The sequence below is a fragment of the Bradyrhizobium sp. SMVTL-02 genome (genome assembly GCF_051853005.1).
In the GTDB taxonomy this organism is placed as follows: Bacteria; Pseudomonadota; Alphaproteobacteria; order Rhizobiales; family Xanthobacteraceae; genus Bradyrhizobium.
This window is the reverse complement of record NZ_CP182469.1, coordinates 2222803-2238245: the sequence shown is the minus strand read 5'-3', so window position 1 is coordinate 2238245 and position 15443 is coordinate 2222803. Positions and strand designations below refer to the sequence as shown.

Annotated in this window: 16 protein-coding genes; 8 read left to right on the top strand and 8 right to left on the bottom strand. The window is 58.9% G+C overall.

Annotation, left to right across the window (positions count from 1 at the left end):
• The first annotated feature begins 38 nt into the window (after positions 1-38).
• The gene (locus ACNJYB_RS10385) at positions 39-1016 is read left to right on the top strand and encodes a LysR family transcriptional regulator (RefSeq protein ID WP_439373860.1); all 978 of its coding nucleotides are present in this window, start codon (positions 39-41) and stop codon (positions 1014-1016) included.
• Between the two features lie 240 nt (positions 1017-1256).
• Here the strand turns inward: ACNJYB_RS10385 and ACNJYB_RS10380 are convergent, their stop codons facing one another.
• From ACNJYB_RS10380 to ACNJYB_RS10360, 5 genes are all read right to left on the bottom strand, one after another.
• Positions 1257-1466: a hypothetical protein gene (locus ACNJYB_RS10380; protein ID WP_439373859.1), complete on the bottom strand. Its 210-nt coding sequence runs from the start codon at positions 1464-1466 to the stop codon at positions 1257-1259.
• Between the two features lie 139 nt (positions 1467-1605).
• Positions 1606-2022, bottom strand: coding sequence for a DUF4118 domain-containing protein (locus ACNJYB_RS10375; protein ID WP_439373858.1), 417 nt, complete (start codon positions 2020-2022; stop codon positions 1606-1608).
• 168 nt (positions 2023-2190) lie between these two features.
• The gene (locus ACNJYB_RS10370; protein WP_439373857.1) at positions 2191-3384 is read right to left on the bottom strand and encodes an MFS transporter; all 1194 of its coding nucleotides are present in this window, start codon (positions 3382-3384) and stop codon (positions 2191-2193) included.
• A 52-nt stretch (positions 3385-3436) separates the two neighbouring features.
• Positions 3437-4057: a TetR/AcrR family transcriptional regulator gene (locus ACNJYB_RS10365; RefSeq protein ID WP_439373856.1), complete on the bottom strand. Its 621-nt coding sequence runs from the start codon at positions 4055-4057 to the stop codon at positions 3437-3439.
• Between the two features lie 405 nt (positions 4058-4462).
• Positions 4463-5422 carry an N-carbamoyl-D-amino-acid hydrolase gene (locus ACNJYB_RS10360; protein ID WP_439373855.1) on the bottom strand — a complete coding sequence of 320 codons (960 nt, stop codon included), beginning with the start codon at positions 5420-5422 and terminating at the stop codon, positions 4463-4465.
• A gap of 234 nt (positions 5423-5656) precedes the next feature.
• Here ACNJYB_RS10360 and ACNJYB_RS10355 point away from each other — a divergent pair, with 234 nt between their 5' ends.
• Together ACNJYB_RS10355 and ACNJYB_RS10350 are read left to right on the top strand one after the other, a co-directional pair.
• On the top strand, positions 5657-5881 hold the full coding sequence (locus tag ACNJYB_RS10355; RefSeq protein WP_439373854.1) for a hypothetical protein: 225 nt from the start codon (positions 5657-5659) through the stop codon (positions 5879-5881).
• A gap of 202 nt (positions 5882-6083) precedes the next feature.
• A complete protein-coding gene (locus tag ACNJYB_RS10350; RefSeq protein WP_439373853.1) occupies positions 6084-6410 on the top strand; it encodes a hypothetical protein in 327 nt (108 codons plus the stop codon).
• 455 nt (positions 6411-6865) lie between these two features.
• Here ACNJYB_RS10350 and ACNJYB_RS10345 read toward each other — a convergent pair whose 3' ends face one another.
• Genes ACNJYB_RS10345 through ACNJYB_RS10335 form a run of 3 tightly spaced genes read right to left on the bottom strand, consistent with a single transcriptional unit; the run spans position 6866 to position 8682 of the window.
• A complete protein-coding gene (locus tag ACNJYB_RS10345) occupies positions 6866-7318 on the bottom strand; it encodes a DUF488 domain-containing protein (protein ID WP_439373852.1) in 453 nt (150 codons plus the stop codon).
• 3 nt (positions 7319-7321) lie between these two features.
• Complete coding sequence (locus tag ACNJYB_RS10340) at positions 7322-7933, bottom strand: DUF488 domain-containing protein (protein ID WP_439373851.1); 612 nt, start codon at positions 7931-7933, stop codon at positions 7322-7324.
• Between the two features lie 59 nt (positions 7934-7992).
• Positions 7993-8682, bottom strand: a complete 690-nt coding sequence (locus tag ACNJYB_RS10335) for a dual OB domain-containing protein (protein ID WP_439373850.1) — start codon at positions 8680-8682, stop codon at positions 7993-7995.
• A 185-nt stretch (positions 8683-8867) separates the two neighbouring features.
• Between ACNJYB_RS10335 and ACNJYB_RS10330 the strand changes: the two genes are divergently transcribed.
• From ACNJYB_RS10330 to ACNJYB_RS10310, 5 genes are all read left to right on the top strand, one after another.
• A complete protein-coding gene (locus tag ACNJYB_RS10330) occupies positions 8868-9221 on the top strand; it encodes a helix-turn-helix domain-containing protein (RefSeq protein WP_439373849.1) in 354 nt (117 codons plus the stop codon).
• Entirely contained in the window at positions 9221-10162 is a 942-nt protein-coding gene (locus ACNJYB_RS10325) for a PD-(D/E)XK nuclease family protein (RefSeq protein WP_439373848.1), read from the top strand. Before ACNJYB_RS10330 ends, ACNJYB_RS10325 begins: the two co-directional genes overlap by 1 nt.
• On the top strand, positions 10152-12524 hold the full coding sequence (locus ACNJYB_RS10320; RefSeq protein ID WP_439373847.1) for a Piwi domain-containing protein: 2373 nt from the start codon (positions 10152-10154) through the stop codon (positions 12522-12524). The genes ACNJYB_RS10325 and ACNJYB_RS10320 overlap by 11 nt, the downstream gene beginning before the upstream one ends.
• A gap of 613 nt (positions 12525-13137) precedes the next feature.
• Positions 13138-14406: an IS256 family transposase gene (locus ACNJYB_RS10315; RefSeq protein WP_439370872.1), complete on the top strand. Its 1269-nt coding sequence runs from the start codon at positions 13138-13140 to the stop codon at positions 14404-14406.
• Between the two features lie 246 nt (positions 14407-14652).
• Positions 14653-15432, top strand: a complete 780-nt coding sequence (locus ACNJYB_RS10310) for a hypothetical protein (RefSeq protein WP_439373846.1) — start codon at positions 14653-14655, stop codon at positions 15430-15432.
• The last annotated feature ends 11 nt before the right edge of the window (positions 15433-15443 follow it).

Here is a 15443-nt window from a genome sequence, read left to right as displayed (position 1 = left end):
TGACAGCGGCGGCTTAATAAGAAAAATTTCTATTCATAATGAGCGCCAAAGAATTTTCTTATAATGGCTCCGGCCATGCGGCGGCCCAGCTTCGGCATCTGACGATCCGGCAGCTTCGCTCGCTTGCGGCGTTGTCGGCCAAGGGCAGCGTGACGGCGGCCTCCGGCCACCTCGGGCTGACACAGCCAGCCGTGACCCAGCAGCTGCGGCAGCTTCAGGACCTCGCCGGCTTGCCGCTTGTGCAGCGGACCGGCGACGGCATGCTGCTGACCGAGGCGGGCGAGGAGGTGCTGGCGCTCGCCGAGCGGGTCGAAGCCGCGATCATGGATTGCCAGGGCGCGCTCGACCTGCTGGCGGGGCGGACCGGCGGCACCGTGCAGCTCGGCGCGGTCTCGACCGCGAAATATTTCGTGCCGCATGCCATCGCCGCGTTCTCGAAGCGGCATCCCAAGATCGAGATCAAGCTCACCATCGGCAATCGCGAGGAGATTCGCGAGGCCATGCACGGCTACGACCTCGATTTCGCGGTGATGGGTCGGCCACCGGCCGACGTCAGCGTCGACGTCCGTCAGCTCGGACGCAATCCGCACGTCATCGTCGCGCGCAAGGGGCACTGGCTGGAGAAGGATTCCGGGCTCAGCCTGACCGATCTCGTGCACGAGACCTTCCTCACCCGCGAGCCCGGCTCCGGCACGCGGACGCTGATGGAGGGCATGTTCCAGAGGTCGGACCTGGAGCCGATCATCGGCATGGAGATGAGCAGCAACGAGACCATCAAGCAGGCGGTGATCGCCGGGCTCGGCATCGCCTTCATCTCGGCCCACACAGTCGCGCATGAGCTCGCCGAGGGCCGGCTCGTCGTGCTCGATGTCGCCGGCCTGCCGATCGTGCGGCAATGGTACGTGATCCGCCGCAGCGACAAGGTGCTGCTGCCGCCGGCACAGGCCATGTTCGATTTTTTGGGATCGGAAGGGTCGAATTATCTGCCCGACGTGCCCGGGCTCGGCGGGCGGTAGGCAGCCCGCGTTCAGGCCATCAACTTCATCGCGATCGTCGCCGCGAGAATGACGATGATCTGCAGCAGGCGCTCTGTCGTGAAGATGCGGTTGAAGGTGGTCATCGCTCGCCCCCGCCCTCCCTGAAGGAGATCTCGATCGGGATGTTGCTAGCACAAGCGGGCGCCGAGACAATCCCGTAGTCGTCCCGGGTCGCGCGCCCGGGCGGGTCGATCGCGCTACGCCCTGCGCGGTGAACGATCAGGCCGCAAGCGGAGCGGCGTAGTCGATGCGCGTGGCGAAATAGGCCTCGAGCTCCGACAGCGCCCGCGCTTCCCACTCCCTCGCCTGCTCCAGCAGCGACCAGCTCTGGCCCGGGCGGAACGCCGCGGTTTGGCGATAGAGCGATGCGATGCCGCGATAGCGGCGCACGTTCTCCAAGATGGCGTGTCCGTTGATCTGGCCGTTCATGGTCGAAAACTCCCTCGTCATTCCCGGGGGGAGAAATTGCGGCCAAAACTTTTTCGAAAAGTTAGCGGCGCCCGGCAAGCTCGCGCATGGTTGCCGGACTGTTGCGCGTGTGCAACGCGCAGGCTGGCACAAGGCCGAACTATTGCGACTTCGTTGCCGCGCTCTCGCGTGAAGGCTTCAGCCCGCCGCGTCTGATGATCGTCGTCTCGCGGCAGAGATCGCCAAGGCCGATCAGGAGCACGGCGAGCAGGCAGAACAGGTTGATGGAATCGGCATTGGCGCTGGTCAGCGGGGTGAACTCGAAGAACGGTGGTATGAATGCCCACCACACCAGTGGAATGGTGAGCAGCGCGGCGAATGCCGCCGCCGGCGCGCCCGCGACAAGCGCGAGCACGAACAGGCTGGGCAGGAACGCTGCGAAATAAAGCTTTGCGCCAAGCGCGACGCAGATGCCCTGAAGCATGGCCGATACCGCGACGATAACCAGGCCCAGCAGAAACGCCTGCCACGACCATGGCCGTACCCGGGGTACGCCAAACAGCCCCGCTTGCCTCATCAGCCTCCCCCGCCGCCCGTTAACCAGGTCCCATTGCGACGAAAGTACAACAACCGCAACCAAACGGCGAGATGGAAATTGCGGCGCCGGGGGCTTCGTCAGACACCGGATGGCCTCTCGTCCGCCGCTTGGTAAACGCGCGCATTCCACAATCAACGATCCCGGTAACTATTCAGTGGCCGCATACAGCAGGCCCGCGACCGGCAGAGCGAGGCCAATGGCCGAGGCAAGCGTCCAGCCGCCTTGCGCGAACGCCCAGGCGCCGACCGCGGAGCCGGCAGCGCCGGCTGCGAAGAACGTCGCCATGTAGAGGCCGTTGAGGCGGCTGCGATGCTCGTGCCCAAGCGTAAAGATGGACCGGAAGCCGAGCACGACATTGCCCTGCACGCCGATATCGATGGCGATCGCGGCCACGACCAGGCAGGCGAGGTTCAGCATCGAACCTGGCGCGCCGAGATAGGTCACAAGGAAGCCGGCGGCCGCGAGCAGCATCGCAACCAGCGTCGCGATGCGGCTATGGCCGCGATCGGCGAGCCGGCCCGCAATGGGAGCTGCGAACACCCCCGCGACACCCGCCAGCGCGAACAGCGCGATGCCGCGCTGGGTGAAGCCGAACGCGCCGGCGAGTTGGAGCGGCGCCACCGTCCAGAACAGGGTGAAGCAGCTGAACAGGCTCGCCTGGTAGAGCGCGCGGCGCCGGAGCAGCGGAGTGGTTAGGGCCAGATGCGGCATCGACAGCAGCAGCGTGCCGTAATGCAGGCGCGCAACGGGCTTACGCCTGGGCAACGTCATCCAGAGCACCGTTGCGAGCACGATCATCAGCGCGGCGGAGGCGAAGAACACCGCATGCCATGACGAGGCCGCGGTGACGATGCTCGACACAGGCCGCGCCAGCATGATGCCGAGCATCAGGCCGGTCGAGACGTTGCCGACCACGCGGCCACGAATGGCTTCCGGCGCCAGATGCGCCGCATAGGGAATGATGATCTGCACCGCGACGGAGCCGAGGCCGATGAACAGCGCGGCCACCAGGAACGGCAGGGCATGGGTCGAGAACGCGGCGGCGAGCAGCGCCGCGGCGCCGAGGATGATAACCGAGCAGATCAGCGCACGATTCTCGACGAGATCGCCGAGCGGCACGATGAACAGCAGCCCCACGCCATAGCCGATCTGGGTCATGGTGACGATCAGCCCCGCCGCTGCATGCGACAGGTCGAGCGCGGCGCTGATCGGGGCGATCAGCGGCTGCGCATAGTAGATGTTGGCGGCGACCATGCCACAGGCCGCGGCAAGGACGAATGTCAGGCGCTGCGACACCGCATCCGGCTCGGGCGCGGTCTCTATGGTGGCATTCATGGTCATTTACGTGGATCTCCGATAATCGGGAACGATCGTTCCCTAATATGACATGAATTCAGGCGAGCAGCTTCATCGCGACGCCGACGAGGCGCGTCCCGTCGAGCCTCAGGCGCGCCTTGCCGACGACGCGCATACCTTGCGTGATGCAGATCATCAGCCGCGCGGTGTCGCCGGCATGGACATGGCCCGGAATCGAGCCATCGGCCTGGCCCTCGCGAATAAGGCCGGCGATGAAGTCTTCATTGGTCTTGAGCTGTGCATGGACCCGTGCACGGATCACCGGATCGACCGCCGACAATTCGACCGCACTGCCGACCACGAGGCAGCCGCGTCGCCCCTCGATGCCCTCGGAGTGTTCCACATAGGACAAGAGGACGTTGCGCAGCCGCGCGCGGCCATTCTCCCCGCGCGCCGCGGCGCTACGGGTCTGCTCCTGGCGCAAGCCGGTGTACCGCTCGAAAGCGGCGAGGAACACGGCATGCTTATCGGCAAACGCCTTGTAGACGCTGCCGGTGGCGAGCCGCATCGCGGCGGTGAGATCGCTGATCGAGGTGCCATGATAGCCGCGCTCGCGAAACACCCGAAGGGCGCGATCGAGCGCGGTGTCCATGTCGAACTCACGGGGACGGCCGGCAGGACGGGCGACAGGCGGGGATTGGCGGGCGACTTTTTGCATTGCGGTATAATAGGAAATGATTGTTCCCAAATAAAGACACGTGGCTGTGATGAGGAGGCCTTCCGGCGAACATCACAGTGCGCGCTCCGTCATCCCGAGCCCCGGAGCGGATGAACGGCCGAGATGCAGCCAGGCCGTCGCCCGTCGAAGCTTGCTCTACAGCGCTGCGCGCAGCAGAGTGACGGTGATGGAGGAGCCCATGCTGCCGCCACATCGTCATTGCGAGCGCAGCGAAGCAATCCAGAATCCCGCCGCGGAAAGACTCTGGATTTGCTTCGCTGCGCTCGCAATGACGGAGCAAGGCGCAGCGTCACCATCCTCCAATGCACATCTCAACTTGCAGACATGTCCTTCGTACTGGGCCGAGACGAGAACGGAGCGTGTGGCGGCACGAAGACAGGAGCATCATTCCTTCCGCCGCACCGGCGTGCCGTCCGCCATCGTCGTCACGCCCTTGCGCTCCACGATCATCCCGTAGGCACGCGGCTGGCGATGAACGTCGAAATTGAACGTGGTGCGCTTGTAGGAATTGCAGAGATCGAGATCGCAGCGAGCGAGCGCGACCTCGTCGCCCTTGGTCGTGCAGCGCGCGATGATCTCGCCCGAGGGCGCGATGATGCAGCTGCCGCCGATGTGGTCGACGCCCTCCTCGACGCCGGCCTTGGCGACGCCGACCACGAAGGTGCCGTTCTGATAGGCGCCGGACTGCATGACGAGATGATTGTGGAACAGCGAGAGATCGTCATGCTCCGGCGCGGGTGGGTTGTGCACCGGCGTATTGTAGCCGATCATCACCATCTCGACGCCCTGCAGGCCCATCACGCGATAGGTCTCGCTCCAGCGGCGGTCGTTGCAGATCGCCATTCCCATCGTACCGCCGAACGCATCGACCACGCCGAAGCCGCTGCCGGGCTCAAAATAGCGCTTCTCCAGATGCTGGAATTTGCGCCACGGCTCGTGCTCGGCATGGCCGGGAAGATGCACCTTGCGGTATTTCGCAACGATCGCGCCGCTCTTGTCGACGAGGATGGAGGTATTGTAGCGCTTGATGTTGCCCGCCTCGACCGTCAGCTCAGCGTAGCCGAGGTAAAATCCGATGCCGAGCTGGCTCCCGAGATCGAACAGGGCTCGCGTCTCCGGGCCCGGCATCTCGCGCTCAAAAAAGCTGTCGATCTCGGCCTGATCCTCGAAATACCAGCGCGGAAAGAAGGTGGTCAGCGCGAGTTCGGGATAGACGATCAGGTCGCAGCCATTGGCCCGGGCTTGCCGCATCAACGCCATCAGGCGCGCCACCACCTCGGTCCTGCTCTCACGCCTCGCAATCGGGCCAAGCTGACCGGCCGCCACATTCACAAATCTCGCCACGCGTCTGTCCTTCGCTCTTTCGGCCGTACGCCAACACGCCGTCGTCGCCGCGTACATGCAGATTCCGCGCCTGTGACGCGCGCTGCGCAAGAGCAAGCCGGCCTGTGTGCTCAATCGAGGAAGCTCCGTTGCCAATCTGCAACGGTTCCCCACCGTCTGAAGCCGGACAAAAGAAACTCCCATTGCGGCCACGAACCGCTCTCACAAAGCCGTGAGACTATCAGGGGAATCACGATGCGCGCACAACGCGTTTGGAAAGTGAATGGGGCCGCCAGTATCGAGCAACTCCAATCCAGGCTGGATGACCTCAACAAACGTCTCAGCCAGCTCGAAAACCAGAATCCGGAGAAATGGAAGCTCGAAGAGCTGAGATCGAGCGCTCTCGGCCTGTCGCGCGAGATCGACGACATCCGCTGCGCGGAGGCGACGGCGGCGTTGAGCGAGCTGCTGCGGCGGTAGCCGGCCTGCCGATTCGCAGTTTGCGCAGGAACCAACCTTGCGCGCCGTCATTTCCATGCTGAGCATGGAGCAAGATCATGACCAGGCACCTGACGCGAGCCCATCTCGCGCGCGGTGTGGCCGGCGCGGTATCCACGCTGGTCCTGTGCGCGACCGCGGTCTTCACCATCGCGCGCCATTTCGCGCTGTGAGGGATGATCACATGACGTCGGACCCCGAGGAGTCGGTAAGGCTGCAGGGTTTTGGCGAGATGACGTTGCGCACGGCGATCGCGACGCTGATGGCGCTCGCGCCGCGTGATCGATCGGAAGCTGCGGTCTTCCGCGTCCGCGACGGCTCGCGTTTGGCCGCGAGCGAGATCACCGATCTCGCCTCGGATTGGGGCATGACGCCGATGGTGGAAATCAGGTCGCCAAGGCTGGTCCCGGAGCAGCACTGGACGGACATCGTGCGCGGCATGGTGCGCGAGGCGCCGCTGCCATCGCTGATGCTGGCGTTTCTGGTAGGCGTGCTGGTGGTGCGGCGGTAGGCCTTCTGACCTACGTACTGCACCGATGTAGTCGGCGCGGCTGAACGACCAGCCATGCCGCGCGCACAAGCGGCCCTGCCGACCCAAATCCGCCGTGGACCCGTTCCGAAAATCGTTGCAAAAAGGCGCTCCGAGGCGCCGGCGGCCGGTCCGCCAAGTCTCTGCAAAACGTCGACTTTTGGAAGAATGGTCGGAGTGGCAGGATTCGAACCTGCGACCCCTGCGTCCCGAACGGGGTGGCCAGCTTGCGCTCTGTTGATTCTACAGGCCTTTTCGCACCACTTGCATTGCGATCTTCTGCTTTCGTTCTCGGTCATTCTTGGGCTTTCTTGGGCCTAAGAACGTCTGTTCTTGCATCTGATCGCCTGTGCCCGGAACCGGTCATCGGCACCATTTCGCGTCCGCAAGCCAGCGGTGCCGGTCGATGGCCCCTATCCTTGACGGCGCCACGTCGTTCAGAGATGACGCACGGACAGCGCGCCGTTCCATTTGTCGTTTAGGTACTCACAGACAAGTCGCCGATGGCAGTGATGTGGAAGCGCTTCTGAACAAAGAAGGCACGCTCCCTCAAACATTTCTGGCTTCAGGCGCTGCTCGATCTTACGCTCCCCCATGAGGTCGAGGAAGCGCCCTTCGTAGACACCCCAGTCTCCCTTTTCTTTCTTGTAGGCCTTCAACATCGCATCTGTGGGAGCTAGAAGCGGCTGATGCACGTAGCGGATGTTGTTTATTTTCTGAAGGAAGAAGGCCAGATCGTCAGCCTTAGCGAATGCCGCTAGTTGAGAGGTATTGTGCAGACGAACATCGATGACGGTTCTAACACCAGCTTTTTCTAGTCGATTGAAAAAACGTTCTGCGTTCGATTGCGTGAATCCAATTGTGAAAACGTCGACCGTATTAGATTGCATTACCTACTCCGTAGGAACGCTTGATGAGTTCACGGGTCGCCGCGCTATTTTTGAGAAGGCTACCTTCATCGACCGATCTCTATATGCACTGGCCATCTGCTCTTCCGGAAAAAAGTCCGCGCGATGCTGTTTTGATGCGCGCAAAAGCACTACCTCGATCTCGGCTTGACTCCTCTGTTTCCCGTCGAACAGGATATGGTTCACTGCGAAGCCTCGGCGGCTTAAAGCGCGACCAACAAGCAAACATCGGTGGCAGTCAATCGGATCATGCTCTGAACACATGAGCGCAATCCGGTACTCTTCGGAGCCCTTGATCACTCGCTCAAGCCCCCGCTGAAAGTCCGAGGTCTGCGCCATTCGTTCGTAATCAGCAACGCCGTCGCAGTACAAGTCATTGCTCTTTGGACGGCCGCCCAATTCATCTCCTAAAAATGCATAATTGATCTTGTCCAAGCGGAGCTCTCGGCGAAGATCGTCCTTATTGAATTGAGTTTGGTGGCGCGAAAAAGGCGAGCTTCGAACGTCTGCAATAGCCGTCACTCCAGCCCGCCGCAGGAGGCCAAAGAACTGCTCGTAGGAATGGTTCGAGTGGCCAATCGTCCAGATCGTTCGCATGCCGCAGTCCATAACTTCTCTTGGTGTGGCGCTTTCGAGAGACCAATCTGATTCGAGCACTACGGAAAGATAACGCCTGCAATCAGCTTGTAGGCATACCCTTGGAAGGATTCTCCCAAGCTGATGCAAAGAGTAGCCGGCCCCGCATCATACCGGCCATCGGCCTTTTTTAGATAGTCCCTTTCGACCGTAGGATCGGTTATCATCAGGATATAGTTCACATTTTTGTATTTGAAAGCGCCTCGCACCTTCCTTTTCGCGTTGCCAAAACCCGCTCCTTCGACCGACACGCTGACCGTTAGCTTTGGAACTTCAATTAAGAGCAGCGAGTCCTTCAGGTTGGCGGCGGTGGCGTCATCGACCCGGTCATTCATGCCGTTTGCGGTATCGGGAGCCGAATTATCCCATAGGATGTTAGTACCTGTATCCAGGGCAGCTTTTACATCAGCGGCCGTGCACTTCCGCTTACGCACCCAATGAAACTGGTCGTTAATCTCATGGTTCTCCGTTTGGTAGCCGTGTGGCACCGGCCTGTTCATCTGGATTTCGACCACGTCCAAGAGCTTTGGGTCTGTACCGTCGCTAAACTGCCTTTCCGCCTCTGAAAGCTCGCCCATCTGCCGCCTGCTTACGGGTCGGATCCACGAACCAATCGCTCCTTGGGATCCGATTTCCTTCCCAGCAACGCAGCGACCACTGATCTTGCGCGAGTTTGCCAACACTACGATCGTTTTTGAATAAACGGCCATTGCTCCCTCCCCATTTCCAACTATGGGTTGTGGCTGCCTCAGCCGCTTACCGCAAGAGGAATCGCAAGCTTTAGGCGCATTACCCTCGTGGCGCTACTCCAGCCCGACCATATCTAGTGTCTAAAATTAACGTAAGCCGATATCTAGAGATTTCGCTTGACAAACTTAGCACTTCGCTCGATATCATGAGCGCCATGACAGACAGACTTGGTCCATTCCTAGCCAAAGCCCGCGCCTCCAGCGGAAAAAGCTTGCGTGCAGTAGAGCGAGAGACCGGAATTTCGAACGCCTACCTCAGTCAGCTTGAAACCGGAAAAATTCGCGCGCCCGCACCTCAAAATCTGCATCGATTGGCCGAGCTGTATCGAGTGCCTTACGAGCTACTGATGGAGCTCGCCGGCTTCCCCGTTCCCGACACAGCTGCCCAACCTCAAACCTCTCCAAGCGCCGCGGGCCGGATTGGCCCAGTTACTCCTGATGAAGAAGACGAGCTAATCGAGTATTTGCGATTTATCCGATCTCGAAAGCGGGGGCGCTGATGAGATGGTCATATTCAGCAAGTCGAAGCTTTCGCCAATGCCAAAGGCAGTGGTTCTTCAAAAACATTGCCGCGAGCGGTAGAGCGAACGACCCGCTTCGTCGTCGGGCATTTCTCTTGTCGAAACTGCAAAGCCTCAGCGCATGGAGAGGCAAAGTAGTCGATGACGTCATTTCAACGATGCTTGTCCCGGTCCTGAATCGGCGCGGTCACATCACACTTAAGGGCCTAAAGGAGAGAGCTTCCGACCTTTTCAATCGTCAACTTGAGTTCGCTCTCGCGCATCCGATTAATGACCCCAACTTGCGGGTGACGGACGAAGGCGACGAGTTCGCCCTCTTCTACGACATGGAATACGGACAGCGCCCGTCAGACATTGACATTGCCCAAGCTTGGTCAGACGTCGATGAAGCGCTGACCAATCTGTTTAAGATGGAGCGCATCCGCGACGGACTAAAGTCCGCGAGCTATCTGGTTGCACAACGTGGACTTCAATTTGAACTGATGGATGGGGTCACGGTTCTCGCATACCCGGACGTAATCGCATTTGCCGCAGAAGGCCCACCGCTCATCATCGATTGGAAAGTTCACGCATTCGGCGAGAACGATGCGCGACTTCAACTCGCCATTTACGCGATCGCGCTTTCGCGCGCCAAGCGCCACGTCGATTTTCCAGACCAGCCAGCCTCCGATCCAAGCACCGTCGCCCTCATCGAAGCTCAGCTCCTCACACAGTCGGTCCGAGAACACCAGATCAGCGAAGAGGAGATAATTGACGCAGAGGAATACATGATCAGCTCTGCCTACGAAATCACAAGTCTCACGGAAGGCAAACCATTCAAGGATCTATCCGCTAAAGACTTTCAGGCCGCTCAGTACGCAGAAAGCTGTCAGCGTTGCTCGTTTCGCACGATTTGCTGGGAGAGTTTGCATGCCAACTGAAACCAATTGCTTCAAAATTCTCGGACTTGAGAAGCTCGAAGCCGAATATCAGATATACCAGCTCGTCGGCTTACGTCGCGATAGTGTCGAATACTTCGCAAACGTGCAAAAAATCATCGACCGCCTAAGTCGGCAGATGAAGGCACCGGTCACGACCTTTGAGCGCGGCAACGAAACCTTTCTGCTCTCTCCGACAGACTACACCAGCCCACCAGACTACATCACTCTTGTCGGGGCAGTGGCAACGATCCGCAAAACGGATGAAAAGATAAAGTTGTCTTTCGTTAGTAATTCGCCCGAGTGGGACGCAGTGAGGATGCGATTTCTGCAATTCGGACTGCAAAATCCCCTTTGGAAGAATCCCCTGCTTTGGCAGCCTGGAGCTGGTCAGCCCTTTTTCTTTAAATCGCCGACAAAGAGCCTCGGTGCACTTGAGTTATTTGAAGGATTTGCGCTGCGTGTCGTACCGCATCCGGAAGGCGGCTTCGGTGTCCTTGTAGACTTGCGACGCAAGCTCATTGCGCGTTCGGCACTCGGCGAGAAAATTCGAAGTGACGAAGTGAGCCGGCTAAAGGGCCGATCTTGCGTCTACCGGATGGGAGAGAAATGGTTTGAAGTCGCTATCGCCGGCCTTTGTGATCAAAAACTCGGCGAGCCCTCAATCTCCTTGGATGGAAAAGCCGTTAGCCTTATCGACTATCTTCACACCAAATCGGCTAAGCCTGTCACCTCCTCTCTCGCCAATCTTTCTCCGGATGGTCACGCCATCTATTATCGAACTAGGGGACCTGAACAACGGTCCGCTCCTGCCGCACTGTGCTACTTAGTCGAAGACACACACGGCGATATTGGCGCGCGCCATCAGTCGCTCACCACCATCAAACCAGACGTGCGGCACACGCAGATTAACGAGGTCGTACGCAAATTCCTGCATTCAACAAATATTGGAGCAGCATCTCTGACGGTAAGCCCGAGGCCCGCGCGAACAAACGGCAGATCGTTCAGCCTACCTGCGTTGGGATTCGGAAACGGCACCAAGCTTTCGATAGATACGCGGAATGGTTACCTGCAAGGTATCCGCGATTACGCTCGCAACCGACTGACGCTGCTTGATGACCGTAAAGTTGGATTTTACGAGCAGTCACCGCTCGCGCGGCAATATTTCATTATGCCAAAGAGCATCTATAACAGTTCAGGCCAGCAATTCCTTGCGGATCTGAAGGTTCAAGTAGCATCACTTTTTCCTAATCCCGGCGGATACTCCCCGGAGATCATCGTCTACGACGACCTAACAGGCACCCGCGATTTCGTGGGCCAATCCCGCGCAATTAAGATCGCGCTCGAAGAAACACGAACCCGTCCGGGTAGCTTTGCGCTCGTAATGGTTCACCGCTTTAAACAGCGAAAGCGCTCCGCAGATCAACTAGCAGCCTGGATCGTGAAAGAATTCGTGAACCGATTCGAGATCACAGCATCGGTGATCCATACCGATACCGTCCGCCAAGCCTATTATGCGAAAAACAATGGTCGGGAAACACAGTACGCCATTGATGAGAAGCAGAGACGCCAAGTTGCTGGTTACCTTCGTAACGTAGCGATCAACAAGATTCTCCTGACCAGCGGCAAATGGCCATTCGTTCTTGATTCTCGACTTCATGCCGACGTGGTTGTCGGAATCGATGTCAAAAATAGCACCGCCGCGTTTACGTTGATCGGTGATGGCGGCAAGATAATCCGGTTTGCTGCGAGCGCTTCGCGGCAGAAAGAGCAGCTTTTAAGAAATCAGGTGTGCCAGTACGTGGAGGATCTTGTTCGTAAGGAACGCCGGTCCTTCACGTCCTTGCCACGACGAATAGTAATTCACCGCGATGGCCGCGCCTGGCCAAGCGAGATCGCTGGCTTGTTAGATGCTTGCGCCCATCTCGCAGCAGATGGCAGCATCGACGCGAAGTGGCAACTAACAGTCGTCAACATCTCTAAAACAGCGGCCGCGCCGTTGCGGATGTTCGATATGCACCCTGCGCGGGACGGGCGCGAATCTTCCGTCGACAATCCGATAGTTGGCAATTGGATCGGTATCGACGACGATGAAGGTTTCGTGTGCACTACGGGAAGGCCTTTTCGCATTCCTGGCACCGCAAATCCTCTTCATATCCGTCGCGCCTTTGGTGAAATGCCCATTCAACAGTGTCTCGAAGATGTCTTTGCTTTGAGTTGTTTAACATGGGCCCAGCCTGAAGGATCGATGCGTGTTCCGATCTCGATCAAGCTCTGCGACCGGAGCTTGTTCGATGAAGCTACAGACGTAAATGAGGATGAGATTGCATTCGGCAATGATGACGTTGCGGAGGGCACAACATGAGCGACCTCAGCTTACTCACGGGCATTTATGCGAGTGTAGAACAGTTTGCGGCGCTCATAGATACCGTCATCAAAGAGGCTCGAAGAAATGGGACGCACGGAGAGGCTCAACGGCGCCTCGGTCAATTGCTGGTTGACACTGGCGATCATGGACAGACTTCGCGATCCTACGAGGCACTCATACTAGATAGTTTTTTGCGCGACCCGCGTGGCGACACTCCGGTCGACCTTCCTCAGCTAGGATCTCGGCTTTTAGCGGGAGAGCTAAGCCAGACCGATCGGCAGCGACTAGAGGTAATTGCCCAGAGTCTGGAGCGCCAACGGTCTGAGGTAGCCGGGCGGCTTTGGGGTCGAGGATGATAGAGGACTATCTGGTCGGCTCTATTAGTCAATCGCTTGAGCGGATACGAAAGCTACGCGGCATCGTTCTCTCAAGATCGCCGCGAGAATATGACGGGCTTCGGCAAAACTGCCTTGCCAAACTCGATCGCCTTCAATCTGAGTTCAGTACGCTTCGGAGCTATGCGTGAAGCTGGGTGATGACGGAATGAGATAGGCGGCGTATCGAGGCGGGTGTCGAGCCTGCCAGAACCTCTCAAGGAGAGCGATACGCCATGAACGAGACTAGCAATATTGTTGCCCTTCGTCAGCCCGACGAGATCGACGATCCACTGACCAATATTTTGCGAGCTGGTGCTCGGCAGCTTCTGGCGCAGGCCGTGGAGATCGAAGTCGAGACGTTTCTTGCCACGGTGAAAGATTTGAAGCTTGCCGACGGGCGCGCCCGTGTCGTGCGGCATGGTTACGGCCCGGCTCGAACGATTGCGACCGGCATCGGACCGGTCGAGGTCGCACGGGCGAAGATCCGGGACCGCGGTGCAGCCGGCGATGGCGAGCGGATCCGCTTCAGCTCGGCGATTCTGCCACTATGGGCGCGGCGGACCAGGAGCCTGGATGCGCTGTTGCCGGTGTTGTACCTGCGTGGCATCTCGACGGGCGATTTCCAGGAGGCGCTGACGGCCCTGCTGGGTAAGGACGCGCCGAACCTGTCGCCGGCGGTGATTTCCCGGCTGACGGCCGAATGGCAGGGCGAGTATGAGCGTTGGCAGAAGCGCGATCTCTCGGCGCGGCGGTACGTGTATGTGTGGGCCGATGGCGTCTTCCTGCAGGCACGCATGGAAGACCACGGCGAGTGCATGCTGGTGCTGATCGGCGCGACGCCGGAAGGCAAGAAGGAGTTGATCGGCTTTCAGGTCGGTGTCCGGGAGAGCGCGCAGAGCTGGCGTGAGCTCCTGATCGACGTGAAGCAACGCGGGTTGCAAATCGCCCCGGAAATTGCCGTTGGTGACGGCGCGCTCGGCTTCTGGAAGGCGCTTGACGAGGTGTTTCCCGGCACGCGGCACCAGCGCTGCTGGGTGCACAAGACCGTCAACGTCCTGGACAAGGTCCCGCTCTCGGTGCAGGCCAACATGAAGAAGGACCTGCGCGAAGTCTATTGGGCGCCAAACCGGGCGGCCGCCGAAGTGGCGATCGACGTCTTCGCCGAGAAATACCGCACCAAGTACGGCCGGGCGGTCGAATGCCTCGCAAAGGACCGCGACGCGCTGCTGGCCTTCTACGACTTTCCTGCCGAGCATTGGGATCACTTGCGCACGACCAACCCCATCGAAAGCGTGTTCGCGACCGTGCGACACAGAACCGTGCGAACGAAAGGATCGCTGTCCTCAACGACCGCCAGGCTGATGGTGTTCAAGCTGGTTATCGCCGCATCAAAAAAGTGGCGGCGGCTCAAAGGCACAAATCAGTTGCCGAAGCTCATCGCAGGTGTCAGATTCAACGACGGCATCGAGGTCATCCACATGCCGGCAAACCACGCCGCCTGATCGCCTCGTCACCCAAAATCCTGCATAGCTCGTACGCTTCTTGAAGAGAACGTAGTCGATGGGGACCTTCAAACACCTCAAAGACTTCGCGAATTTAAGCGTCTCAGCGAGCGGTTGAATACCGTTGAAGGAGTTGGAATATTTGCACTTAGCCGAGCAAATGACGCGGACGCCGCGTTAAACCGGCTGATCACAGAAATAGGAACGGAGATTAATTACCCTCTTATGTTGCCTGTGGTTAGTCACATGTCCTCGCAGGACTACTTTCATATCTACTCAGACTTCCATCTTCTTTTTCTTCCCCTTCTCGAAAGCAGGTTCCTGCTTCATTTACCCGATATCTATCACGAGCTGTGTCATCCGCTGCACAGTCACCTCGATGCACCAAATCTCGAGCCCTACGCTGACGCATTTACTGCGAGCCTATTTGCTATGGTGGGTTATTTTCAGAATCAAACTCTGGCAGCGGAGCGCCTCCGCAATCAAGAGGCGAGGCTCTTTCAGCTCCGGCTGTGGCGAACGTGTTGGACCAAGTATTGGACGGAAGAGTTCTTCTGTGACTTGTTTGGCGTCTTAACAGCTGGACCGGCGTATGTCTGGTCTCACTACCATCTTTCCGTCAAGCGCGGCGGCGATCCATTCGCAACACCGATCAGACGAGAATCAACACACCCTGCTGATGATGCTCGCATGCGCGCGATACTCTTTATGCTGCGATCGCTTGGTGCTTTCGACAGCGAAGCTCAGTTGATTGAGCGTACCTGGCACAAGTTTATTAGCATGATGGGCTATCGTGCGCCGGCCGAATACTACTTGTGCTATCCAGACAAGCAAATCGAAACGCTTGTTTTAACAGCGAGAGAGGGTATTGAGAAAATCGGGATCGTAGTCGCCACATCAACCGCGCATGCTCGCGTGCGTGACACCCTGAACAATGCGTGGCGAGTATTCTGGCAATTGCCGGCCTCGTTTGCAGAGTGGGAGTCCAATGAGGCCTCGACCCTGCTGTCCTCTCCGCGGGGCTGAACGGTTGGACT

What these genes read in the sequence shown, in the direction of transcription:
- ACNJYB_RS10385 (WP_439373860.1), top strand. Translation starts at nt 39, where the DNA reads ATGAGCGCCAAAGAATTTTCTTATAATGGCTCCGGCCATGCGGCGGCC.
- ACNJYB_RS10380 (WP_439373859.1), bottom strand. Translation starts at nt 1,466, where the DNA reads ATGAACGGCCAGATCAACGGACACGCCATCTTGGAGAACGTGCGCCGC.
- ACNJYB_RS10375 (WP_439373858.1), bottom strand. Translation starts at nt 2,022, where the DNA reads ATGAGGCAAGCGGGGCTGTTTGGCGTACCCCGGGTACGGCCATGGTCG.
- ACNJYB_RS10370 (WP_439373857.1), bottom strand. Translation starts at nt 3,384, where the DNA reads ATGACCATGAATGCCACCATAGAGACCGCGCCCGAGCCGGATGCGGTG.
- ACNJYB_RS10365 (WP_439373856.1), bottom strand. Translation starts at nt 4,057, where the DNA reads ATGCAAAAAGTCGCCCGCCAATCCCCGCCTGTCGCCCGTCCTGCCGGC.
- ACNJYB_RS10355 (WP_439373854.1), top strand. Translation starts at nt 5,657, where the DNA reads ATGCGCGCACAACGCGTTTGGAAAGTGAATGGGGCCGCCAGTATCGAG.
- ACNJYB_RS10350 (WP_439373853.1), top strand. Translation starts at nt 6,084, where the DNA reads ATGACGTCGGACCCCGAGGAGTCGGTAAGGCTGCAGGGTTTTGGCGAG.
- ACNJYB_RS10345 (WP_439373852.1), bottom strand. Translation starts at nt 7,318, where the DNA reads ATGCAATCTAATACGGTCGACGTTTTCACAATTGGATTCACGCAATCG.
- ACNJYB_RS10340 (WP_439373851.1), bottom strand. Translation starts at nt 7,933, where the DNA reads ATGCGAACGATCTGGACGATTGGCCACTCGAACCATTCCTACGAGCAG.
- ACNJYB_RS10335 (WP_439373850.1), bottom strand. Translation starts at nt 8,682, where the DNA reads ATGGCCGTTTATTCAAAAACGATCGTAGTGTTGGCAAACTCGCGCAAG.
- ACNJYB_RS10330 (WP_439373849.1), top strand. Translation starts at nt 8,868, where the DNA reads ATGAGCGCCATGACAGACAGACTTGGTCCATTCCTAGCCAAAGCCCGC.
- ACNJYB_RS10325 (WP_439373848.1), top strand. Translation starts at nt 9,221, where the DNA reads ATGAGATGGTCATATTCAGCAAGTCGAAGCTTTCGCCAATGCCAAAGG.
- ACNJYB_RS10320 (WP_439373847.1), top strand. Translation starts at nt 10,152, where the DNA reads ATGCCAACTGAAACCAATTGCTTCAAAATTCTCGGACTTGAGAAGCTC.
- ACNJYB_RS10315 (WP_439370872.1), top strand. Translation starts at nt 13,138, where the DNA reads ATGAACGAGACTAGCAATATTGTTGCCCTTCGTCAGCCCGACGAGATC.
- ACNJYB_RS10310 (WP_439373846.1), top strand. Translation starts at nt 14,653, where the DNA reads ATGTCCTCGCAGGACTACTTTCATATCTACTCAGACTTCCATCTTCTT.